Origin of the sequence: Ferruginibacter lapsinanis (genome assembly GCF_020783315.1) — a bacterium.
In the GTDB taxonomy this organism is placed as follows: domain Bacteria; phylum Bacteroidota; class Bacteroidia; order Chitinophagales; family Chitinophagaceae; genus Ferruginibacter; species Ferruginibacter lapsinanis.
Genome location: NZ_CP086063.1, coordinates 1,272,072 through 1,296,678, shown reverse-complemented (window position 1 = coordinate 1,296,678; position 24,607 = coordinate 1,272,072). Strand labels below are relative to the sequence as shown.

Sequence of the window (24,607 nt, the reverse complement as noted above, 5' to 3'; positions counted from 1 at the left end):
AATCAACCCCAAAACAGAAAGGTTTATGATGACGAGTGCCGAGATAAGACAACAATTCCTCGACTTTTTTAATTCGAAAGGGCATACTATTGTCCCATCAGCACCTATTGTGCTTAAAGATGACCCCACATTGCTGTTCACCAATGCAGGGATGAACCAGTTCAAAGATTATTTCTTAGGTAATAAAAAAGCGCCATATAACAGGGCCGCCGATACGCAAAAATGTTTACGGGTAAGCGGAAAACACAATGACCTGGAAGAAGTGGGTGTTGATACTTACCACCATACCATGTTTGAAATGCTGGGCAATTGGAGCTTTGGCGATTATTTCAAAAAAGAAGCCATTGCATGGAGTTGGGAGTTGTTAACTGAAGTGTACAAACTGGATAAAGACCGTTTATACGTTACGGTTTTTGAAGGAGATGAAAAGGAAGGCATCCCAAAAGATGACGAAGCATTTGAAGAATGGAAAAAAGTAATTGCAGCAGACAGGATCTTGCTGGGTAATAAAAAAGATAATTTCTGGGAGATGGGTGATACCGGCCCTTGCGGACCTTGTACAGAAATTCATGTGGATTGCAGAAGCGATGAAGAAAGAAAACAAATTGCCGGAGCTACTTTGGTTAACAACGATCATCCGCAGGTGATTGAAATATGGAACAATGTATTCATCCAGTTCAACAGAAAAAAAGATGGCAGTCTTGAAGTGTTACCTGCTCAGCACGTAGATACAGGTATGGGCTACGAACGTTTGGTACGGGTGTTACAAGGCAAACAAAGCAACTACGATACAGATGTTTTTACCGGAACAATTGATGCTATCAGCAAAATAGTTAACAAACAATACAAAGCAACCGACGATAAAGAAAGTATCGCTTTCAGGGTTTTAGCGGATCATATCAGAGCTATCTCTTTTACCATTGCAGATGGCCAATTACCTTCAAATACAGGAGCAGGCTATGTTATACGCCGTATTTTACGTAGAGCAGTTCGTTATTATTACTCTTATCTGGAGTATAAGCAACCGTTGTTACACCAATTGTTGCCGGTTATTGCAAAACAATTTGAAACCGTTTTTCCGGAATTAAAAGCACAGCAGGATTTTGTTGGTAAAGTAATTAAAGAAGAAGAAGAAGCATTTTTAAGAACACTGGATAAAGGCTTAAAATTATTGGACAATTCTTTTAGAACAGCAATGCCAATTTCTGATGGCGTAGATTCGGACTTTCATGCTCAATTAAGTGGGGAGGTGGCATTTGAACTATATGATACTTATGGATTCCCTCTAGATCTGACTAAATTAATTGCATTTGAAGAAAACATTAAAGTTGATGAAGTTGGATTTGAAGTCGAAATGCAAAAACAAAAAAATCGCAGCCGTTCTGCTTCGGTTTTAGATACAGATGATTGGATAAAATTTAGAGATAAAGCTATCACACTTTCTGGAGTAGCTTTGTTAGTTGATGGTAAGGAAATAGAAACAAAAGTTCCATCTACTTCTGTAATTCAATACAGAAAAGTAAAAGATAAGAAAGGTGAATTTTATCAAATTGTTTTAGAGATAACTCCTTTTTATGCAGAGGGTGGCGGACAAGTTGGAGACTCAGGTGTATTGCTTTTTGATGAGAACGAACTTATAGAAGTTTATGATACTAAAAAGGAAAATGGCCTAGTAATTCACTTTACAAAAAAAATACCTGCGAATTTAAATGGCTCAACTAAAGTTGAACCAAAATATGATGTAGAGAGAAGAAAAAAGATCGCAGCTCACCATAGTGTAACGCATTTAATGCATGCAGCACTTCGTAATGTATTGGGCAAACATGTAGCACAAAAAGGCAGCTTGGTAAATGATGAGCATTTGCGTTTCGATTTTAGTCATTTTGCCAAAGTAACCGATGAAGAAATTGCTGCTGTTGAAAAAATAGTGAATGAAAAAATAAGGGAAAATATTCCTGTTGTTATTAAAGAAATGAAAAAAGACGAAGCGATTGCACTTGGAGCGATGGCTTTGTTTGGCGAAAAATACGGAGATACAGTAAGAGTAGTGATGATGGACCCTGCCTACTCTATCGAGTTGTGTGGTGGTACACATGTTGGCAGTACCGGCGAGTTAGGATTATTTAAAATAAAACATGAAAGTGCTGTTGCTGCTGGCGTTCGTCGTATTGAGGCTGTTTGCGGCCAAGCGGCTGAAGCCCTGATCAATGAACAATTTGAATTAGTTCGTTCACTTCGTGACACTTTAAAAAATCCGAAAGACATTAAAAAATCTATCGAAAATTTATTGACAGAAAATGCTTCTCTTGCAAAACATATAGAAGGATTGGAAGCAAGGCAATTGGTTGGTGTCAGAAATGAATTATTGCAAAAAGATCAGATCATCAACAATATAACTTTTGTTGGAGAAATTATTGAAGTGGCGAGCGCCGATGCATTAAAGAAATTATGTTTCGATCTGAAAAATCATTTACACGACCATGTAGTGGTTCTTTGTACTAATATAGATGGAAAAGCATTTGTAGCCATCGGTATCAGCGATACTGTTGTTGCGGCTAAAAATTTAGATGCAGGCAAGATCATTAAAGAACATATTTCATCTTTGATCAATGGCGGTGGCGGCGGACAAAAAAATCTGGCTACTGCCGGCGGACAGAATGTGGCCAATTTGAAAGAAGTGATTGAGAAAGTAAAATCGTTGTTATAAATTTTAATAAACATCCAAAGTTTTAAAACTTTGGATGTTCCTACACAATCATTCTTACTATGATAAATTACAATCCTAAAGATTGGTTTACATTTATTTTTCGTTTTCATAAAGCGGACACATTCAGGAAATTGTTTCCATTGATAATAGGAATATGCATTTACTCTTTTATTATCGCTTTCCTTGAAATTGAATACTTCAAATTATCTGCTAACAGCTATGTAAAAAATATTCCTGTAATGCACAGCCTGCTTGGCTTTGCTATTTCTATGCTATTGGTTTTTCGTACCAACACTGCATACGATCGATGGTGGGAAGGACGAAAACTTTGGGGGGCGTTAGTAAATAACAGCAGAAATTTAGCCATCAAATTAGCCGTCATCCTTCCGGAAGATGATAAAGAAAACCGTGATTTTTTCAGAACAATTATTCCAGCATATGCCAATACGTTACGCAGCCATTTAAGATCAGAAAAAACAAGAATAGAATTATTTGAGGAAGACCTTCGCCATCCTTTTATAGAGGCTATTGATGAGAAAAAACATCTGCCCAACCAAATAGCATTATCAATCTTCAAAAAAGTACAAGAGTTACATCAAAAAAATATCATAAGCAGCGAACAACTCTTATTCCTGAATACTGAATTACAATCATTTACAGATATCTGCGGCGCCTGTGAAAGAATCAAGAATACACCTATCCCTTTTTCTTACAGTGTCTTTATAAAAAAATTCATTTTTATTTATGTGATGACACTTCCTTTTGGTTATGTATTTAACCTGGGATACTATGTTATTCCGGTAGTAGCATTTATTTTTTATGTACTGGCAAGTTTAGAATTGATTGCTGAAGAGATTGAAGATCCGTTTGGCAATGATACCAACGATGTACCAACAGATAAGATCGCAAATAATATCCGAAATAATATCCAGGAGTTGATATAATAACGGCTATGAAGATCTTCGAGCTTTTCGTAACTTTATGCAATGCTCATCCTTTTTGAAAGTCCCCATTTATTGTTTCGACAATTTACCGAAGCTGATGCTGGTCTGATACTTGACCTGAACAGTTCTGCTGATGTGGTAAAATATGTGCATGAACCCATCTTACAAACCTTTGAAGCTGCCGGAAATATTTTAACAAACGTTATTTTACCTCAATATAAAAATGACCTGGGCAGATGGGCAGTCCATTTAAAAAGTAACAATGAATTTATAGGTTGGTGTGGATTGAAATACATCAAAGAAAAAGATGAAATAGATCTGGGCTATAGGTTTCTACAGGAATATTGGGGAAAAGGATATGCTTCTGAAGCAGCTGCATATACCCTTGAGTATGGCTTCAAAAAATTACGTCTGCATAAAATAGTTGGTAGGGCACATGTCGACAATATAGCCTCCTGGAAAATTCTCGAAAAGATCGGTATGCAATTTTTAAAAGAAACAAATGATTGCGATGGAAGAACCAAGTTGTACAGTATCTCCAACCCTGATATGAACCATTCAGAAACCTGATTTGCCAAAAAAATGTTAAACACTAAAGTTGATCTGCGAAATATTTCGTAATTCAAAAAATCTTTTTACATTTGTTCTACTAAACACTTCGTACATTAAAATACAGCATTATGAAAAAAATATTAATAACCGCTACAGTATTAGCTTTTATAGGTTTGCCTACCTGGTTATGGGCTCAAGAAGATGTAAAAAAAGATAAAGAGACCGAAGAAGTAGTTATCCGTAATAAAGGCGATAAAGACATGAAGTTGAAAATAGAGATCGACGGCGATAAGATCATTGTAAACGGAAAACCATTGGCCGAATTTAAAGACGATCAGGTTACTATCAATAAAAGAAAGATCATCATTAGAGACGGCGACGATATGATGGCTTTCGATTTTGGAGAAGGTGGACATCCATTTAATCTCAATGAAGATATTATGGAACAATGGAATGACGGTAAAGAAGAAACCAGGCCTTTTTTAGGTGTAACCACCGAAAAAGTTGATGATGGCGTAAAAATTACCGAAGTAATTGAAGGTAGCGCTGCAGAAAAAGCCGGATTGAAAGAAGGTGATATCATCACAAATATTGACAATGATAAAGTTGAAACAGCCAATGGCCTTGCTACGATCATCTCAGGAAAAAAACCAAAAGATGAAGTAAAGGTTTACTACATAAGAAAAGGCAAGAAAGCCAATGTGAAAGCCACTTTGGGCGAAAAAAAAGAGAAAAGAAAAATGGTATTTTCTTTTAAAGGCAGTCCAGAAGATATGATGAACCGCTTTAATATTCCAATTCCCCCTACTCCACCAAATGCAGATATGTTCAGTGAGAATTTTGAAAAATTTCACATGATGCCTCGTCAGAAAAAATTGGGGTTAAAAATTCAGGATACAGAAGAGGGTGGCAATGTAAAAGTGATTGATGTAGAGGATGAATCTGCTGCTGCTACAGCCGGATTGCAAAAAGGCGATATCATCACTGAAATTGGGGGCAATAAAGTCAACAATACCGATGATGCAAGAGAACAATTAAAACCGGTAGATGGAAAATCAAACTATACCATCAAGGCCTTACGAAATGGAAAAGAGATGACCTTTGAAGTGAAGATCCCTAAAAAATTAAAAACTGCCGATCTGTAAAAACGCTCTCATAGCTTAGATTCTGGCGTCATTCGGGCAACCGTTTGGCGCTTTTTTATTCCTTCAAGAATCCTTACAATCATTGCTCATCATGATTTACCTTTGCAAACAATGAAAAATGACAAGTATGAAGTGGTAATTGGGCTTGAAGTGCATGCCCAGTTATTAACGAAGAGCAAAATATTTTGCGGTGACAGTGCTGCTTTTGGTGGTGCTCCCAATACGCATATCAGTCCTGTTACACTGGCTCACCCGGGTTCTTTGCCAAAAATGAACAAGAAAGCCATTGAGTATGCTGTAAAATTAGGTATCGCATTGCATTGTGAAATTGAGCAGCATAACTATTTTGCCCGTAAAAATTATTTTTACCCTGATCTGCCTAAAGGATACCAGATCAGTCAGCACACTACCCCTATTTGTAAAAATGGTTTTGTAAAGATAAAAGTGGGAGATACCGAAAGAAGTATCCGCCTTAATCGTATCCACATGGAAGAAGATGCCGGCAAGAGTTTGCATGATGTGGATGAACATTACACAGCAATAGACCTGAACAGGGCGGGTGTTGCATTACTTGAAATTGTAAGCGAACCCGATCTGCATAGCAGCGAAGAAGCTTTTGCATATGTAACTGAATTAAGAAGATTAGTAAGATGGATAGATATATGTGATGGCAATATGGAAGAAGGCAGCATGAGATGTGATGCAAATATTTCTATCCGTTTAAAAGGCGAAACAAAATTGGGAACAAGGGTGGAAGTAAAAAATCTGAACAGCATCCGTAACGTAAAAAGAGCGATCGATATAGAAGTAGACAGATTGATTGACATCGTGGAAAGCGGCAACGCTGTTGTTCAGGAAACAAGAAGTTTTGATGCAGATAATAACACTACATTTTCATTACGTTCTAAAGAAGACGCTGATGATTATCGTTATTTCGCAGATCCCGACCTTACTCCATTTAATATTACCGATGAATTTTTACAAACAATAAAAGCGGAGTTGCCAGCATTACCGGAGGAATTAGAAACAAAATACAGAGATGTTTTCCTTCTGGCGCCTTATGATGCACAAGTGATATGCAGTGATAAATCGTTGGTTAATTATTTTGAAGCCATTATCAAACACACATCAAATTACAAAGCAGCGGTTAACTGGCTGATGGGACCTGTAAAATCTTACCTGAATGAGAACAGTATTGAATTAGATGCATTTCCGTTACCGGCTGATAAAATTGCCGAACTGATTCAGTTAGTGGATGATGGCAAAGTAAATTTCAGCATAGCATCAACAAAAATATTTGCTGCTTTATTACAAAGCCCGGATAAAAAAGCATTGCAAATTGCCACCGAATTAAACCTCCTGCAAGAAAGTGACAGTGGCTCTATTGAAGCATGGGTAGATGAAGTGATTGGCAAAATGCCTGACAAAGTAGTGGAGTATAAAAAAGGAAAAAAAGGTTTAATAGGCATGTTTGCTGGAGAAGTAAAAAAACTCAGCAAAGGAAAAGCAGACATGAATCTTGTAAATAAATTATTAGCCGAAAAATTAAACGGATAACCTTACAATGAAAAAGCTATTCTCATACATTGTTGTTTGTACATTATTGTTTTCATGTAACAACAATACAGATGAAGGAAAATTTACAGTAACAGGAGAAATTAAAAACCTGCCTGATCAAAATATATTTCTGGAAGAATTGTTTTTCAGTGATAAAAATCCTGAGGTACTGGATACAGCCGAAATAAAAAATGGTAAATTCACTATCAGCGGAACTGCGCCCGAACAAGGTTTGTACAGACTGAGATTACAAAATGGCAATATCGGATTCATATTTATCAATGATCAAAAAGAGATCCCCTTTACTGCTGATAATGGGAACCTGTCATTCAATAGTTATAATTTCAAAAGCCCCGCCAACAGTCTTTTAAAAAGTTTTATTATAAATGTAGATTCTCAGCAAACTAAATTAGCAGCTGAATCTTCGATGATCGAACAATTAAAAGCGAGTAAAGAAAGTGATAGCCTGATCGCCGAATCTACATACTTGCTGGAGAATAATATAAAGTTGCATCACAATTATATCATCAAATATATTGACACAACCAGCAATCCCGTTATCGCATTATTTGCATTGGGCTACTCACAAAATATTGCACCGGAAAAATTAGAACATTCTATCGAAAGTTTGAATACCCGTTTTGAAGGAAACCAGGCAATAGCAGGTGTTACAGCCCGATTTAAACAAATGCTGGCAGCAGCCAAATCGCACCCTCCTCAAATTGGCGATATTGCTCCTGAGATCAGCTTGCCTGATACCAGTGGTAAGCTTATTTCTTTAAGCAGTTTTAAAGGGAAATATGTATTAGTAGATTTTTGGGCTAGCTGGTGCGGCCCTTGTCGTGGAGAAAATCCAAATGTTGTAAAAGCCTATAATACTTTTAAAAATAAAAATTTCACTATCCTCGGTGTATCGTTTGATAAAGACAAGGAGTCCTGGTTAAGTGCTATTAAACAAGACAACTTAACCTGGCAGCATGTTAGTGATCTAAAAGGCTGGAATTCTACAGCAGCTAATGCTTACAGTATAGAATCAATTCCATACAATGTATTACTTGATCCCGAAGGAAAGATCATCGGCATTTCTTTAACAGGCATTACATTGGAGAAAAAGTTAGCTGAAGTATTGAAATAAATTTATTTTTTCTCTTTCTTTACTAACAACAGTAATGTTGGCAACAATACAAGATTTGTCATTGTTGCTACCAATAACGTTACAGAGGTAAGCCAACCTAAGGCAAACGTTCCGCCAAAGCTACTGAAGCAGAATATTACAAAACCTGCGATCAATACCAAAGACGTGTATACAATACTTAATCCGGTATGCTTAATTGTTGACATCACCGTTGCCTCCACATCATTATCAAAAACCGGCAACTCTTGTTTATAGTTAACCAAAAAACGAATAGTTATATCTATTGCAATCCCTAATGCCACGCTAAACACTAACACTGTGCTTGGTTTCAGAGGCACCCCTGCCCAGCCCATTACACCTGCAGTAATTACTAATGGAATAAGATTAGGGATCAATGAACATAACAGAATCCTTACTGATTTAAATAAATACAACATACACAAACTAATGAGTAAAAAAGCCCAGAAGATGCTTTCTTTCAATCCATTGATAATAAACTTGCTTCCTTCTAAAAATGTTATACTCGTTCCTGTTAGTTTTACATTGTATTGAGTTGAATCAAATAATTGATTCGCCCTGTTTTGTACTCCCGCTAATAACAGGGGCAACTGTACCGTTCCTACATCAGCCATATTTACACTGATCCTTGTGCTTTGTCTGGAAGTATCCATAAAAGCTGTAAGCATTTTTAAGAAATTATTTTTATTGCCTGTGTCGTTTTTATTAGGTCGCAGATATTCTCCCACAAACGCTCCGTCAAAAGTGTTAGGCAATAAATAACTGGCAGAGTCCCCATCATAAAACGCCTGTTTGGCAAACTTCAATCCTTCTGCCACACTCAATGGTCGGTTCATGTTTTTTTGAGCCGAAATATATTGCGATAAAGAATCTACTTTTTCAAAAACTGTAAGCGCCCTCATTCCTGCAAGACCATTGCGTTTTTTCGTATCTATTACAATCTCTAACGGCATCACTCCTTTAAAATTTCTTTCAAAAAATTTAAGGTCAGTATATACCTTGTCTGTTTTGGGAAGATCATCCACTATGAACGCAACGGTTTTTAATTTAAATATCCCGATCACTGCAAATACAAGGGCTGCAACAGTAACACCATAGATCACTTTTTTGTGATTGACCACCCATCTTTCTATTCTTAATAAAAAAGAAACAGCAAAGCGATTGTTTAAATATTTTGTTTGCGCTCCTTTAGGACTCGGCAGATAACTCAATATCGACGGCAGCAAAATAAATGAGATCACAAAAATCAGCATAATGCTGATACCTGCCACAGCTCCGAATTCTTTTAATATGGCGCTTTTTGTTAAAGCAAAAACTGCAAATCCAATGGCAGCAGTAATGTTACAGAATAGTGTAACAATTCCCATCTTACTTACCATGTCTACCAAAGATTGGTTTTTATCATTTGACGCCAGATAAGAAGTATGAAATTTATTAATAAAATAAATACAGTTTGGAATGCCAATAACCACTACCAATGGCGGTATCAGCGCAGTAAGCAAAGTGATTTTATATCCAAATAAATAGATCACCCCAAGACTCCACACAACCCCTAATATTACAACAGATAAAGAGAGAACAGTTGTACTGAATGAACGGAAGAACAACAATAAAATTAAAGCACTCAACACTAAAGACCCTATCAGGAAAAAGCGCATTTCTTTTTGTATTCGATCTCCGACAACAGTTCTTATCAATGGCAAACCACTTAAATGCGCTTCGATCTTCGTGTCCGTTTCAAACTTGTTTACAACTGCAGTTATCTCTTTTACTATTTTTGAACGCTTGGCAGAATTAAGAGAATCTTTATTGATCCGCACTCCCATCAGGTATGCAGCTGAATCAGGATTGTATAATAAGGACCTGTAAAAAGGAAGATTTAAAAAAACATTTTTAGCAGAATCCAACGCTGCTTGTGTTGCAATACTATCAGAAAATATTTTTACGGCATTTAATTTTTCTGTTAAAAGATCTTTCTCCAGATTAACAGCAGACGGCACACTCAGCACATCTTCTACATCAGTCACTCCTTTCAATTTTTTTTGCAGCTCCTTATATTTATTAAAAGTAGCCAACTCAAAAATTTTGTCGCTTTGTACCCCAATCACTAAAAGATTTCCATCGTCACCAAATTTTTGTCTGAAGGCTACATAATCCTTGTATTTCGGATTGTCTGTAGGAATGGCCCGAGAAAACTCATAGCTCAATTTTACCTTGCTTGCAAAAAAGCCCATAACAGCAGTTGTTGCAAATAAAACGATCAAAAGGGGGAAGCGATATTTAATTACAAGTTTTCCTAAACGTTGCCACATAATTTATTGAATATTGAGATGCAAAGAAAGATAATTTAAACGGCTTATCAATATATACAGGTGCTAATCTTTAGTTACTTTCGTTTGTAAATCAACTCTTCGGAGCTGCGACATGACTTATAAAACAAAAGGAATTGTATTGCGTATCGTTAAATATGGCGAAACCAGCCTTATTGTAACCATTTTTACAGAATTATTCGGTGTGCAGAGCTATATGGTTAACGGTGTCCGGTCTTCTTCCAGGAAGAATGCAAAGGGCAACTATTTTTTACCCGGTGCTATATTAGATCTGGTAGTGTATCATAATGAACAAAAAAGTTTACACCGTATCAAAGAATTTCAATGGGCTTATTTATATCAACATGCTTTTAGTGATGTAATAAAGAATTGTATTGTGTTATATATGGTTGAGTTGTTGACCAAAAGTTTGAAGCAACCGGAGCAAAACGCCGATCTGTTCAATTTCTGCGAAGATGTGTTGAAGGAATTAGATGAGACCAATAAAATAACCACTGCAAACATGCCGTTATTTTTCACCTTACACCTCACTCATTTTCTTGGTTTTAAAATGATAGACAACTACAGTAACGATAATGTTTTTTTAGATCTTCAGGAAGGATGCTTTGAACCAATGCCGCCTACACACAATAATTATATCGATGGAGAAAAAGCTCATATCACATCGCAATTATTAAAAATATTACAACCTTTTGAGTTGGAGCAAATAAAGCTGAATAAAGAAACAAGGCGTGAGTTGCTTTCACAATATCAAAGTTATTATGCGCTACATATCAGTGATTTCGGACAAATGAAAACGCTGACTGTTTTACACGAAGTGTTATAATGGCCTGACCGTTAAATAATTCTTTTTGCAGAAGATCTCACTGTAATATTCAATCCATTCATCTCTTCTATCAATACCACTCCCGGCGTTTTCCCTTTATCAAAACTCCCCAACTCTTTATCCATCCGCAATGCCTTAGCACCATTGATAGTAGCCCATTGCAATATTTCCGACAGTGGAACAGCAAAAGCCATTTCATGCTGAATAGTTTTTATTTCTTCAAACATATTCAATTGCCAGTTGCTGGCATAGCTATCAGTGCCTATCACAATATTGCAGTTATTTTTTCGCAATAAATTGATGGGAGGTATTTTCAGTTCTATATACCTGTTAGCATTGATGCAAAGGCAAAAGAAAGGTTGGAGGTTGGAGATTGGAAGTTGGTTGAGATCTTCCTGATTGGTGAATGTATTATGTACTGATATAATTGATTGGTTGTTGGTAAAATACGGCAACCAGGTTTGCAAACTTGTTTTTTGTGTTGGTTGAAAAGATGAAATATCGATGCCGAAATTTTTATATAGCTCCAAAAAGCCTCCGGACTTATTTTCATACAATTTATTTTCTTCTTCGCTTTCTTGATTATGGATAGAAATTAATTGATTGGCTGTTTCATTATTTAATAATTGAAATAAGGTTTTTGATACAGAATAAGGAGCATGCGGAACGATCGACCATTGATTATTGACCATTGACCATTGATGAGCAATCTGCATTGCTGCATTTAATCTCATTTCTGCTGCCGCATCTATAAAACCACTAACCTCAACAAAATTGTGCCACCGAATCTTGCTTTTCTGTTTGATGGCAATCGAATCTGCGGTATTGCAAATATCTCCCACGGCCACTGTGCCGCCATTATACATTTCCTGCTCTGCTAAACGCATGGCATCAAATTTCACTTCATCCGAGGCTGCTCTTTGTGTCATTACCTTTTGCACAAACTCCACCAAACCTGTTCTATTGGGTATAATGCCTTTTAAATGACTGAGTTCCAGATGACAATGAGCATTGACAAACCCGGGAGTAAGTATTCCCTTAAAGCTTTCTATATCATCGCCGGCATCATTTTTATCTACTATTTCGATGATCTTACCATCTAAATCTGTAACCAACACCGCATTACGATACAAGACTTCGTGGCCAGTAAAAATATGATCTGCTTTAAATTTTCTGTACTTCATACTCCAACCCCTAAGAGGGCTTTTAGACCAAAATCTTTAAAGTGATTCAAGTGATTAGAGAAATTTATTTTTTCCATTTATTCGCAACCTTTAAAACATTAAATTTGCTGCCCGTCGGGACCGTTTTGCAAAACGTAATAAAAGTTCCCCAAAGGTATGCGGTACAAGTGAGTGACACAACGATGTTGAGCAAAGATATTGGCTGGTAACAAAATTTTACTTGCGAAATCCCGATTATTTCGGAAAAGACAAGAATTACCGAAGCTTGTTCAAAAAACAACTAAAAAGCGTCTCCCTTTAGGGGACAAGGAATTATGTTAGATAAATTAGATGCGATAAAAGCAAAATTTGATGAACTGGGTGTAGCCCTCACCAATCCGGAGATTGTGAGCGACAATAAAAGGTTTAGCGCCCTGAGTAAAGAATACCGTAGCGTTGAAAAAATTGTAAACGCAAGGAATGCTTATATTAAAGTGTTGGAAGATATTGAATTCAATAAAGAAGTATTGAATGGTGATGATGAAGAAATGAGGGATCTGGCAAAAATGGAATTGCCCGGCCTGGAAGAAAAGAAGACCCAACTGGAAGCCATCGTTCGTAATATGCTGATCCCAAAAGATCCGTATGATGAAAAGAATGCTATTCTGGAAATCAGGGCTGGAACCGGAGGTGATGAGGCTTCATTATTTGCCGGAAATTTATTCAGAATGTATTTGAAGTATTGCGAAAAGAAAGGTTGGAAAACAGCTTTATTAAGCGAAAGCGAAGGTACCGTTGGAGGATATAAAGAGGTTCAATTAGAAGTAGTAGGTGATGATGTATATGGCACGTTGAAATTTGAAAGTGGTGTACACCGTGTACAAAGGGTGCCCGACACAGAAGCCAGTGGCCGTGTACATACCAGTGCTGCCACCGTGGCTGTAATGCCTGAAGCCGAAGAAGTGGATTTTGAATTGAAGGAAAGTGATGTAAAAATGGAAACTGCCCGAAGCGGTGGCGCCGGCGGACAGAACGTAAATAAGGTAGAAACAAAAGTGTTTTTAACCCATAAGCCTACGGGTATCGTAGTGATGTGCCAAACCGAAAGAAGTCAGTTGGGCAATAAAGAGAAAGCAATGGATATGTTGCGTACCCGTTTATACGATGAAGAAGTTCGTAAAGCGGAGGAAGCAATCGCACATAAAAGAAAAAGTTTGGTTAGTACAGGAGATAGAAGTGCTAAGATCAGAACCTATAACTATCCACAGGGAAGGGTTACCGATCATAGAATTGGTCTTACAGTATACAATCTGGATAGTGTTTTAAACGGAGAGATCCAGGAGTTTATAGATGCGTTGCAATTTGCAGAAAATGCAGAAAAAATGACCACACAGAGTTAGGATGCAACTATTGACAAATCAATTACGTCATACAGTCACAACTTAAATTTAAAACTCATGTTAGAAAATCTTTTCAACCTAATCAAACAAGAAGGTACTGAAGCAGTTATAAACAACCCTGCTATTCCCAACGAAAAAAACGATGCTGTAATTGCTGATGCTACCCATTCGGTTGCTGATGGATTACAAGGCGTTTTAGCCAATGGCGGCCTGACCAACATCTTGTCTCTTTTTGGCAATAATAACGCAGGTGGAAATAGCAGTCTTCTAGACAACCCGATAGTAAGTTCAATTATTGGCAATTTCACCAACAAGCTTACCAATAATCATGGGATACAGCAAGATCAAGCTAATGGCATTGCAGGCAGTTTGATCCCTAACATTATTGGCAGTTTGGTAAATAAAACCAACGATCCTAATAACAACAGTTTTGATATTAATAGCATTATAGGTGCTTTAACCGGCGGGGCAAACAATGTACAAACAGGTGGTGGAGGATTTGATTTTGGTAGCCTGGTCAGCAAATTTGCAGGCGGTGGATTAGATGCTAATAATGACGGACATGTTGGCCTCGATGATATTATCAGTAAAGTAACAGGCGGAGCCCAACAACAGCAGCAGCAAGCCCAAAATAGCGGAGGTGGATTGATGGATATGATACAAGGATTTTTAAAATAAGCTATTTCTAAAGTATTGTTAAAGCGTCTCAAAACTGGGGCGCTTTTTTATTTCTTTTAAACTCTTGATATAACTTACAGTCGGAATTAAGGAGTTCTTTTATAGCGCAAAAGCATAGTAAGTATTAGGGTTTTATTAACACTGACACTATAACCGATGGCATCGAATTTGCGTTAAGTAAAGTAGAACACATAACAGATAATTTAAGTTTTTCTCATAAGCAGTTAGTTTTGGTAAACGGCCCCGATTTCTATCGGGGCTTCTCTTTTACAATAGTTTTATTTACCATTCGTTAACGTATTAGTTACCTTCAACCAAAACAAATAGAATAATTTTGCTGCAATAATGGAGAAAGAACATCAAATATTTCAGGCAGAGAGCCCCACCAGGTGGAAAAGAATAAAATGGACGGGAAGAATTATTCTCGTTATTGCCATTTTTATTATAGCCGCCGTAGTGTTGGCTGTTGCTGTTAGTTCAAATCCCTCCACCGTTATAGCAACCGGAGTATTCACAGGGGAGAAAGACAGCGCCAACAACCCATACAAAAAGATCAAAGGTTTTAAAGATTTTTTGGAGAAAAAACAACGGGAAGATTCTTTAAGTAAACTGTCTAAAAATGCTAAAAAAGAAGAAAGCTCTTTTTTGAGATGTGCATTTTATACTCCATGGTCGGGAAGTAAATCAATTAACTCGTTAGAAAAATACGGAGATAAACTATCGGTTGTTTTTCCGGAATGGTTTTTTATTGACACTAACGGCCGTGATAAAATTCAATTAAGGATCGACAGTTTAGGATTGGCTCAAATGCGACAAAAAAAATTACGCATCATGCCAATGCTTACAAACTTTAATTCATCTACCAAAGACTTTGACGGCGATCTTATTCATCCAATACTTACCAACAGCCGTATACAACAAGCCTTTATCCAGAACCTGGTTGATACGCTGACCAAATATAATTTCAGCGGAATCAATATTGATTTTGAAGAATTAAAAGAACCTTCAAACAAGCCGTTATCTGTATTCCAAAAAAATCTATATACACAACTGCATGCAAACGGATTTGTTGTAACACAGGATGTAGCTGTAAACGACAATGATTACAATTTTAAAGAATTAATCAATTATAACGATTATGTTATTTTAATGGCATATGATGAACATAGTAATGTTCAAAGCGGTTCTGGGTCAATCAGTTCTCAACAATGGATCGAAAATGCACTTGATATCGCTGCTACAAAAATGGAAAGCAGTAAAATTATTCTGGGCTTGGCTGGATACGGGTATGATTGGTACGAGGGTTTTGATGACGATGGTAATATCATCACTAAAATAAAAAATATTACTTATGCGGAAGCGATAGACAATGCCAATATTTCCAAGGCTACGATCAATTTTGATAACAATACCTATAACCTTCATTACAGTTATACCGAAAAAACAATAGACACCAAGGGGCATCAATTTAAACATGATGTCTATTTTACCGACGCGGCTACTACTTTCAATATTATGCGGTTTGCAGATGAATATGGCCTTGCCGGCACTGCATTATGGAGGTTGGGCAGTGAGGATCCGAGGATATGGAGTTTCTATAATCGTGACTTAAGTAATGATGCGCTGAACACAAAGCCTTTCAATTTCAATTCGCTGGCAACTATACCCATCAACCCAAATCAAAAACCAACAGCTGTTGGACAGGCGGGTGGTGAAATATTAAATATCTTATCAAGTCCGCAGGAAGGAAAGATACAATTTGAGTTAGACAGCACAGAACGATTGATTGCTGAGCAATTCTACACACAATTACCTTCTGGATATGTATATGAAAAATCTGGTGAAGACCCTTCTCCTATCGGACCGGGACATAAGATCATTTTAACTTTTGATGATGGTCCCAGTGAGAAATATACTCCAATGATATTAAGCATCCTGGAAAGAGAAAAAGTACCTGCTACTTTTTTCGTTGTAGGATTGGAAGCAGAAAAGAATTTATCATTATTACAAAGAATCTATCGGGATGGTTATGAGATCGGCAATCACACATTTACGCATCATAACATTGCCACAATGAGCCCGGGAAGGGCCGATATAGAACTAAAAGCCACCCGACTGTTGATTGAAGCGGCAACCGGGCATTCAACTATTTTATTCAGGGCTCCTTATAATGCTGATAGCGAACCCCAGACTTTTGAAGAAATAGAACCGCTTGCCCGTAGCAAAAAAGATAATTATATCACCGTAGGTGAAAGTATTGACCCGAATGACTGGGATGCTCATAACCCCGCCGATTCAATCGTTGCAAAAACGATCAGACAAGCGGAAGAAAGAAATGCAAATATTATTTTATTACATGATGCAGGCGGCGAAAGCAGACAAGCTACTGTTGATGCCTTGCCAAGGATCATACAGTATTTTAAAAGTAAAGGTTGCACATTTACAACCGTAGCAAATTTAATGGGCAAAACAAAAGACGATGTGATGCCTGTAGCAAAACACGACTGGAAAACCGGCACAAGTTTTATGTTTGCCAAAACAACTTATTGGTTAACTAATTTTATTTTCTCTCTTTTTCTGATAGGGATATTTCTTTCTGTTGCAAGAATATGTTGTATTGCTTTATTGGCGTGGATACAAAAAAGAAAAGAATCAAAACAAGCTGTTGTTATTCCCTTTACACCCAAAACCTCTCTTCCGCTGGTAAGTATTATTGTACCGGCATATAACGAAGAAGTAAATGCAGAAAGAACTGTGCAAAGCCTGCTGCAACAAAACTATCCCAACCTTGAAATTGTTTTTGTGGATGATGGCAGTAAAGATGCCACCTATTCAAGAGTAAGCAATGCCTTCCAGGATGTAGATAACGTATATGTACATACTAAATTTAATGGCGGCAAAGCATCGGCACTAAATTTTGGTATTGCACATGCCTCGGGTGAGTTTGTTGTTTGCATAGATGCGGATACGCAGTTGAAAAAAGATGCAGTATCTCAATTAATGAAAAAATTTACAGGGCCCGAAGTTGGTGCTGTTGCAGGCAATGTTAAAGTAGGCAACGAAATTAACATGATCACCAAATGGCAAAGTATAGAATATATCACCTCACAAAATTTTGATCGCAGGGCTTTTGATTACCTGAATTGTATTACAGTTGTGCCAGGCGCTATTGGTGCTTTTAAAAAAGAAGCCGTTTTACATGCCGGAGGTTTTACTACCGATACGTTAGCTGAAGATTGTGATCTTACCATGCGATTACATAAATGCGGATATGATGTAAAAAATTGTACCGAAGCTATATCTTATACCGAAGCTCCGGAAACAATGAAACAGTTTATGAAACAACGATTCAGGTGGAGCTTTGGTGTAATGCAAAGTTTCTGGAAACACAGAGGTGCTTTATTCAATCCGAGATATAAAAACTTTGGCATGATCGCCTTACCGCATATTTTGATCTTTCAAATGATCTTACCATTTTTAGCGCCAATTGCTGACCTTGTATTGATCATTAGCCTGGCACTGGCAGCTGCTAATATCATTCCTTTAAGTACTGGGCATATTCTTTTGTACTATGTAATTTTTTCATTGGTAGATATTGCCGGAGCAGCATTGGCGTTTGCATATGAAAAAGAAGATTATAAAAAACTGGTATGGATGATCCCTCAAAGATTCATCTACCGTCAGTTGATGTATTATATTTTGTTCAAATCTTTCAATAAGGCATTAAAAGGCGAATTACAAGGCTGGGGCGTATTAAAACGCACGGGTAGTGTAAAGCAGCTTACATCTGTCTGATTGTATCAATGCATCACTTACCTTTGCAAACAATTATTTATACATAAGTGGCAACAACAGATTTAGATAGAAAATCTTTTTTTAACAGACTGAGCGGCAAGGACAAAAGCGAGCAGGCAGAAATGACTTTTTTCGATCATATCGAAGAATTACGCTGGCATCTTATCCGTAGTGTTGTAGCCTGGTTAATTGCAGCCGTTACTATTTTCATATATATAGATTGGGTATACGACAACCTGATACTTGCGCCTGCCAATGAGAAATTTGTAACCTATGGGGCGCTTTGTAAATTTGGCCGTTGGCTTCATTTAGGAGATTCTTTTTGTATGCCGCCGGTTAAGATCGACTTTCAGGTTACTGAGGTGAACGGAACCTTTTCTTCTGCCATCACCATTGCTATGATCGGTGGTATTATTCTCGCTTTTCCCTATATTTTCTGGGAGTTATGGCGATTTGTAAAACCTGCTTTATCTCCTAAAGAAAGAAAATACGGAAGAGGAAGTATTTTTTGGGTGTCATTATGTTTTTTCACAGGCGCTGCTTTTGGTTACTATTTATTAGCCCCTTTCACATTTAATTTTTTAGCAAGTTTTACTCTCGGGAAATCAGGTATGATCCAATATCGTCCGGCAATTAATGATTATATCGATAGTTTGACCAACCTGATTCTTGGTTGTGGTATTGCTTTTGAGTTGCCGGTACTTTGCTATGTTTTGGCAAAAATTGGTCTTGTTAGTGGCAGTTTTCTGAAAAAATATTTTAAGATCGCATTTGTGATCATATTGATAGTAGCTGCAGTAATTACACCATCCCCAGACTGGACCAGCCAGTTCCTTGTAGCCATCCCACTTGTTTTATTATATTGGATCAGTATCATTCTGGCGTCAAGGGTTGAAAGAAGAAAGCTGAAGGAAGAAAAAGAATGGAGCTAAGAGAAATTATGAATTATGAATTAACTTTACACTTCGAAAATTCTGCTCATAACTCATAACTCATAACTCATAACTCATAACTCATAACTCATAACTCATAACTCATAACTCATAACTCATAACTTATAACTTATAACTTATAACTCATAACTCATAACTTATAACTCATAACTCATGTCGACCTTCAACCTACACCTCCCAATAGCAATCGGCTGCGACCATGCCGGATTTGATTGTAAAGAAGATCTGATCTCTTTTTTGGAGGGCAAGAGTTTGGTCTATAAAGATTTTGGCTGCTTTGATAAGCATTCTGTAGATTACCCCGATTTTGCACACCCCGTTGCATCTGCTGTTGAAAGTGGCGATTACGCTTTTGGCATTTTGTTATGTGGCAGCGCCAATGGTGTTGCGATTACTGCCAATAAACATCAAAACATACGAGCAGCTATCTGCTGGGGCGAAGAATTAGCCCAATTGGCTCGTCAGCACAATGATGCCAACATCATTTGTATCCCCGCCAGGTTTGTAAGAGATGGCGACGCTGAAAAAATGCTTCACCTGTTCATGACCACTCCATTTGAAGGCGGTCGTCATCAAAACAGGGTAGATAAAATTTCCTGCTAACCTTTTATCATTTTTCTGCTACCAAGCCGGGTTGATATTGTACATTTAGTATCTAATATTTTTTATATGAAGAAAATCTTTCTTTCTGCTATCGTATTGTTATTAATAGCCGGCCATTCGATTGCCCAAATTGATGATGCTGCAAAATATGCCGCCAATATTACCGGAGATAATTTAAAGAAACATCTTACCATTATTGCCAGCGATGAAATGGAAGGAAGAGAAACCGGAACCGAAGGTCAGCGAAAGGCAGCAGCGTATATTCAGGAACAATTCAAGTTATTAGGACTACAGCAGGCACCTGCATTAAAGGGATACCAACAATATTACCCCCTTGTAAATGACTCTATGATCAGCAGCAGTTTGAAGATCGGCACAAAAACCTTTTCTTATGGTACGGATTATTATTCGCCTGTTTTATTCAATGCAACTAAAAAAACTGTAGCCAACAAAATTGTATTTGCAGGATATGGCATCGATGAAAAGAATTATAATGATTATGCAGGCAAAGATGTTAAAGGCAAGATCGTTGTCTTATTTCTTGGCGAACCAAAAGCCAATGGAAAATACATTCTCAGCGGCAACAGTAATTCATCAAAATATTCTTATCCGGGCATTTCACATAAATTAGCGATCGCAAAGAAAAAAGGAGCTATCGGTGCTATTGTAATTTACCCCTGGATAGACACCTTCAACACAGCATTGATCGAAAAAACTGCTAAAAATGCAACTCCTGCTTTTCCAAGAGAGAGTGATGTGAGTATCAATTACAATGTACTATCACATGAAGCCGCTAAAAAATTATTTAGCAAATGGAAGATGGACAGCCTGATAGAAAAAGCAAAATCTTATGAACCGTTAAATAGTAAAAAGACAACGGATATTACTGCTGCATATACCTTCAACTACAAAAAAAAGAGAACGGAAGTAATGGCAAGCAATGTGTTAGGTTTTATTGAGGGATCAGATAAAAAAGATGAGTATGTGTTTCTTACAGCACATTATGATCACCTAGGAAAGCATGATGGCAAAATTTATTATGGTGCCGATGATGATGGCAGTGGTACCTGCGCCGTACTGCAAATGGCTACCGCTTTTGCTAAAGCTAAAGCAGAAGGACATGGACCAAGAAGAACAATTGTATTCATGACGGTAAGTGGCGAAGAGAAGGGATTATGGGGAAGCGAATATTATAGCGACCATCCTGTTTTTCCTTTAGACAAAACGTCTGTTGATCTGAATACAGATATGGTGGGAAGAATTGATACTGAAAGACAATTGGACGACACAATGAGTTATGTATATGTTATCGGTCATGATAAAATAAGCAGCGACCTGCCTATCATCAATGAAGGCGTAAATAATAAATATACCAACCTTACACTTGATTATAAATTTGATGACCCCAACGATCAGGAAAGAATTTACTACCGTAGTGATCACTACAATTTTGCCCGTAAAGGAGTCCCTATTTTATTTTTTTACGATGGTATGTTGTTAGCTGATTACCATCAACCAACCGACACTGTAGAAAAGATCACCTGGCCTTTGTATGAAAAAAGAGTTCGTATGATCTTCCATACCGCATGGGAAATTGCTAATAGAGATGAGATGTTGAGAAGAGATAAACCGCTTCCGCCCGGAGAAAGATAAAATAAAAAAGCTGCAAAATTTTGCAGCTTTTTTATTTGTACAGTCAAAGCAATCAAGAAATATTCCTATTTCACTATCATTACTTTTTTAGCCCCGAATGGTGTTTGTAAATAATATACACCGGCGGTCAAACTACGTAGATCCATAGTTTGAGTACCTTGTTGAAGTAATAATTTTTTTACTAAAACACCCTGGCTATTAAGCAATCTTACCCAATTATTTCCTGCTCCGTTATTGGCTGTTTGGATTTTTATCCACTGGCTTGCAGGGTTAGGAAATACAGCTATTGTTGATTTTGTATCTGTCGGTATACTGACTTTAATAATACTTGAATAAGTAAATTTACCATCAGTATCAATCATTTTTAAACGGAAATAAGTTATTGCATTTGTTGCAAGAGCATCTGTTTTGTAATTGTAAGAATTATTACTCTGCTTTTTTGCAGATACCGAGGCTATATAATTAAAATTTACTCCATCCGTACTTTGTTCTATAATAAAACTGTTGGCATTAATCTCGTCGTTGGTATTCCATGATAACAACGCACTATTATCAATGCTTATTAATGCAGTAAATGTTGCTAGTTTAAGAGGCAGTAACCCTATAACTTGATTATTGATTGCAATAACATTCCCCATACCATTATTAACAATACTTGCTATTGTAACAAAGTTCCAAATCGCTCCTCCTAAACTAGGGTTTCCTGTAGTTGCATCTTTTGAAAAATATAGTATTATTGCTTTATGTTCACCCGGTGCTAAATTTGATTCATTTAAAATTAATGTCTTCCCATTATCAACCACGCCGGCATTTGACGAAAAGGTATATCGTATCAAACTACTATCATAATTAAGTGTAATAGTTGGAGAAATCGTTGTAGTTCCTCTGTTTTCATACTCAAGAGTTATAGAACCAGTTTCATACCAACTGTTTTGACTGGGAAAAAGCATTGGATTATAAAAACCTCCTAATGTAAATCCTCCATTTCCTGTTATAAAAAGACTATCAGGGTTATCTAAGTTTGATTGCAATGCAAAATTCTGAACAAGAGTCGTCCCGGGATTTGTAAAATCCACATTTGCAGATGCCGGCACAACTTTATAATACTGTGGTGGAGCATCAGTACTAATAGTATAATTTTCTGCAACTTTCGGCATTAAAAGATAAAAGCCTCTTTGAGTAGCGATGCTACTATCGTTATTTATTGGGGAGATATTTGCCAGTTTAATTTGAAAGTCAGCTTTAGAACAATCTCCTGCATCAAATAGCCCATTCGTATTATTGTCATAGAATACCCTTCCTGATAATGAAGAAGGGACATCACAATCATTTATATTGTTACCTGAACTACATACTTGCATTGGCACATAATTCTGACTTCCATACAATATTTTTTGGTGAAAAAAATTAGCATCAGTCACATTGGGCACACAATGAATGTATGAAGTGTCTAAAGAAACAGTTTGAAGACTTTGTGGCAATGCTGGCAAGCAATGTAGATCATTTTGGTAGCACTTTAGCTCATACAACGCTTTCCCAAATACGGGCAATTCAGACAAAAGATTATTTGAACAATCCAGATACCCCAAGCCACTTGGCAATTCAGACAAACTCACCAATCGGTTTTTATGGCAGTCTAAATAAGTTAATGTTTCTGGCAGCACTGATATATGCTGAATCCTGTTATTTCCGCAATGTAATATCTTCAGTGCCTTAAAATACTGTATTCCCTCGATGTCAAAAATTGCATCAAAGTTATCGACATCAAGTTCTGTTTCACTTAAAATGCTACTGCAGGTTGTATCCATCATGTCGCTACTATTGAAACAAGATGGATATTTTGCTTTAAGTAGGCTTCTAAAAAGATAATCCGGAATATTCACATACTGAGCATTGGCAGATCCCGTAAAAAGTAAAACGATAAAAAAAAGTAAGAGTAGATTTTTTGTCATACGCAATTATAATTTTAGATGATTAAAATTGGAATTACAGTCGGAGAAGGTACTATAAACCTAATCAATTTTATCCATACAACAAACGAAAAAAGCACAGAGTTTATATCTGTGCTTTTTTCATTTGTAATCGTGTTAAATAAATTGCATTACCACCCCAACACCCACGCAAATATCAGCGGCGCTACAATTGTAGCATCACTTTCAACAATAAACTTTGGTGTATGTATATCTAATTTACCCCAGGTAATTTTCTCATTTGGTACAGCTCCGCTGTATGAACCATAAGAAGTAGTACTATCACTTATCTGACAGAAATAACTCCAGAAAGGAACATCATGCCACTCCAGATCCTGGTACATCATCGGCACAACACAAATCGGAAAATCTCCGGCAATACCACCGCCTATCTGGAAGAACCCTACGCCCTTACCGGATGAATTATTTCTATACCAATCTGCCAGCCACACCATGTATTCAATTCCACTTTTCATAGTGGTAGCTTTCATTTCATTTTTGATGATGTACGATGCAAAAATATTGCCCATGGTACTATCTTCCCAACCAGGAACAACAATGGGAATATTCTTTTCAGCCGCTGCCAGCATCCAGCTATTCTTTGGATCGATTTCATAATATTGCTCCAGCACGCCGCTCAACAACATTTTGTACATGTACTCATGTGGAAAATATCTTTCTCCTTTGTCATCTGCTTCTTTCCATAATTTATGAATATGCTGCTGTAGTCTTCTGAAAGCTTCTTCTTCCGGAATACAAGTATCTGTAACACGATTGTAATGATTTTCTAACAGATCCCATTCCTCTTGCGGAGACAGATCTCTGTAATTAGGCACTCTCTTATAGTGACTATGCGCTACCAGGTTCATGATATCTTCTTCCAGATTAGCGCCGGTACAACTGATGATGGCTACTTTATCCTGACGGATCATTTCGGCCAAACTTAACCCCAACTCTGCTGTACTCATAGCACCTGCAAGTGTAATCATCATTTTACCACCTTCTTCTAAATGGGTTACATACCCTTTTGCAGCATCCATTAAAGCAGCTGCATTAAAGTGACGGTAATGATGTTCAATGTATTGTGAAACAGGACCTTTACTCATGGTTATTTTTTTTGAAGTGCAAAGATAATTTTTTTGTAACAAGTCGGCTTAACCAAGGAAACAATTATTCAA

General features: G+C 37.1%; 17 protein-coding genes. 13 read left to right on the top strand and 4 right to left on the bottom strand.

Annotated elements, in window-relative coordinates:
• The first annotated feature begins 25 nt into the window (after nt 1-25).
• From alaS to LK994_RS05660, 6 genes are all read left to right on the top strand, one after another.
• Nucleotides 26-2,707: an alanine--tRNA ligase gene (gene alaS, locus LK994_RS05685; RefSeq protein ID WP_229761927.1), complete on the top strand. Its 2,682-nt coding sequence runs from the start codon at nt 26-28 to the stop codon at nt 2,705-2,707.
• A 59-nt stretch (nt 2,708-2,766) separates the two neighbouring features.
• Complete coding sequence (locus tag LK994_RS05680; protein ID WP_229761926.1) at nt 2,767-3,651, top strand: bestrophin family protein; 885 nt, start codon at nt 2,767-2,769, stop codon at nt 3,649-3,651.
• Nucleotides 3,652-3,693: 42 nt separating this feature from the next.
• Complete coding sequence (locus LK994_RS05675) at nt 3,694-4,221, top strand: GNAT family N-acetyltransferase (RefSeq protein WP_229761925.1); 528 nt, start codon at nt 3,694-3,696, stop codon at nt 4,219-4,221.
• Nucleotides 4,222-4,331: 110 nt separating this feature from the next.
• On the top strand, nt 4,332-5,348 hold the full coding sequence (locus tag LK994_RS05670) for a PDZ domain-containing protein (RefSeq protein WP_229761924.1): 1,017 nt from the start codon (nt 4,332-4,334) through the stop codon (nt 5,346-5,348).
• Between the two features lie 111 nt (nt 5,349-5,459).
• Nucleotides 5,460-6,905: an Asp-tRNA(Asn)/Glu-tRNA(Gln) amidotransferase subunit GatB gene (gene gatB / locus LK994_RS05665; protein WP_229761923.1), complete on the top strand. Its 1,446-nt coding sequence runs from the start codon at nt 5,460-5,462 to the stop codon at nt 6,903-6,905.
• Nucleotides 6,906-6,912: 7 nt separating this feature from the next.
• Nucleotides 6,913-8,040 (top strand): TlpA disulfide reductase family protein, encoded by a 1,128-nt coding sequence (locus LK994_RS05660; protein ID WP_229761922.1) that lies wholly within the window; start codon nt 6,913-6,915, stop codon nt 8,038-8,040.
• Between the two features lie 2 nt (nt 8,041-8,042).
• Here the strand turns inward: LK994_RS05660 and LK994_RS05655 are convergent, their stop codons facing one another.
• A complete protein-coding gene (locus LK994_RS05655; protein ID WP_229761921.1) occupies nt 8,043-10,370 on the bottom strand; it encodes an efflux RND transporter permease subunit in 2,328 nt (775 codons plus the stop codon).
• A gap of 112 nt (nt 10,371-10,482) precedes the next feature.
• Between LK994_RS05655 and recO the strand changes: the two genes are divergently transcribed.
• Complete coding sequence (gene recO / locus LK994_RS05650; protein WP_229761920.1) at nt 10,483-11,214, top strand: DNA repair protein RecO; 732 nt, start codon at nt 10,483-10,485, stop codon at nt 11,212-11,214.
• Nucleotides 11,215-11,225: 11 nt separating this feature from the next.
• Here recO and LK994_RS05645 read toward each other — a convergent pair whose 3' ends face one another.
• Nucleotides 11,226-12,398: an amidohydrolase family protein gene (locus tag LK994_RS05645; protein ID WP_229761919.1), complete on the bottom strand. Its 1,173-nt coding sequence runs from the start codon at nt 12,396-12,398 to the stop codon at nt 11,226-11,228.
• Nucleotides 12,399-12,712: 314 nt separating this feature from the next.
• Between LK994_RS05645 and prfA the strand changes: the two genes are divergently transcribed.
• The 6 genes from prfA to LK994_RS05615 all read left to right on the top strand — a co-directional run bounded on the left by prfA (nt 12,713) and on the right by LK994_RS05615 (nt 21,459).
• Entirely contained in the window at nt 12,713-13,777 is a 1,065-nt protein-coding gene (gene prfA / locus LK994_RS05640) for a peptide chain release factor 1 (protein ID WP_229761918.1), read from the top strand.
• 57 nt (nt 13,778-13,834) lie between these two features.
• Nucleotides 13,835-14,455 (top strand): hypothetical protein, encoded by a 621-nt coding sequence (locus LK994_RS05635; RefSeq protein WP_229761917.1) that lies wholly within the window; start codon nt 13,835-13,837, stop codon nt 14,453-14,455.
• Between the two features lie 345 nt (nt 14,456-14,800).
• Nucleotides 14,801-18,250 carry a glycosyltransferase gene (locus LK994_RS05630; protein WP_229761916.1) on the top strand — a complete coding sequence of 1,150 codons (3,450 nt, stop codon included), beginning with the start codon at nt 14,801-14,803 and terminating at the stop codon, nt 18,248-18,250.
• A 47-nt stretch (nt 18,251-18,297) separates the two neighbouring features.
• Entirely contained in the window at nt 18,298-19,182 is an 885-nt protein-coding gene (tatC, locus tag LK994_RS05625) for a twin-arginine translocase subunit TatC (RefSeq protein WP_229761915.1), read from the top strand.
• A gap of 174 nt (nt 19,183-19,356) precedes the next feature.
• The gene (gene rpiB, locus LK994_RS05620) at nt 19,357-19,806 is read left to right on the top strand and encodes a ribose 5-phosphate isomerase B (RefSeq protein WP_229761914.1); all 450 of its coding nucleotides are present in this window, start codon (nt 19,357-19,359) and stop codon (nt 19,804-19,806) included.
• A 66-nt stretch (nt 19,807-19,872) separates the two neighbouring features.
• Nucleotides 19,873-21,459, top strand: a complete 1,587-nt coding sequence (locus tag LK994_RS05615; protein WP_229761913.1) for a M28 family peptidase — start codon at nt 19,873-19,875, stop codon at nt 21,457-21,459.
• A 65-nt stretch (nt 21,460-21,524) separates the two neighbouring features.
• On the opposite strand, the gene LK994_RS05610 is transcribed toward LK994_RS05615, so the two are convergent.
• On the bottom strand, nt 21,525-23,411 hold the full coding sequence (locus tag LK994_RS05610; protein WP_229761912.1) for a T9SS type A sorting domain-containing protein: 1,887 nt from the start codon (nt 23,409-23,411) through the stop codon (nt 21,525-21,527).
• 149 nt (nt 23,412-23,560) lie between these two features.
• Nucleotides 23,561-24,535, bottom strand: coding sequence for a deoxyhypusine synthase family protein (locus tag LK994_RS05605; RefSeq protein WP_229761911.1), 975 nt, complete (start codon nt 24,533-24,535; stop codon nt 23,561-23,563).
• Nucleotides 24,536-24,607 lie beyond the last annotated feature (72 nt).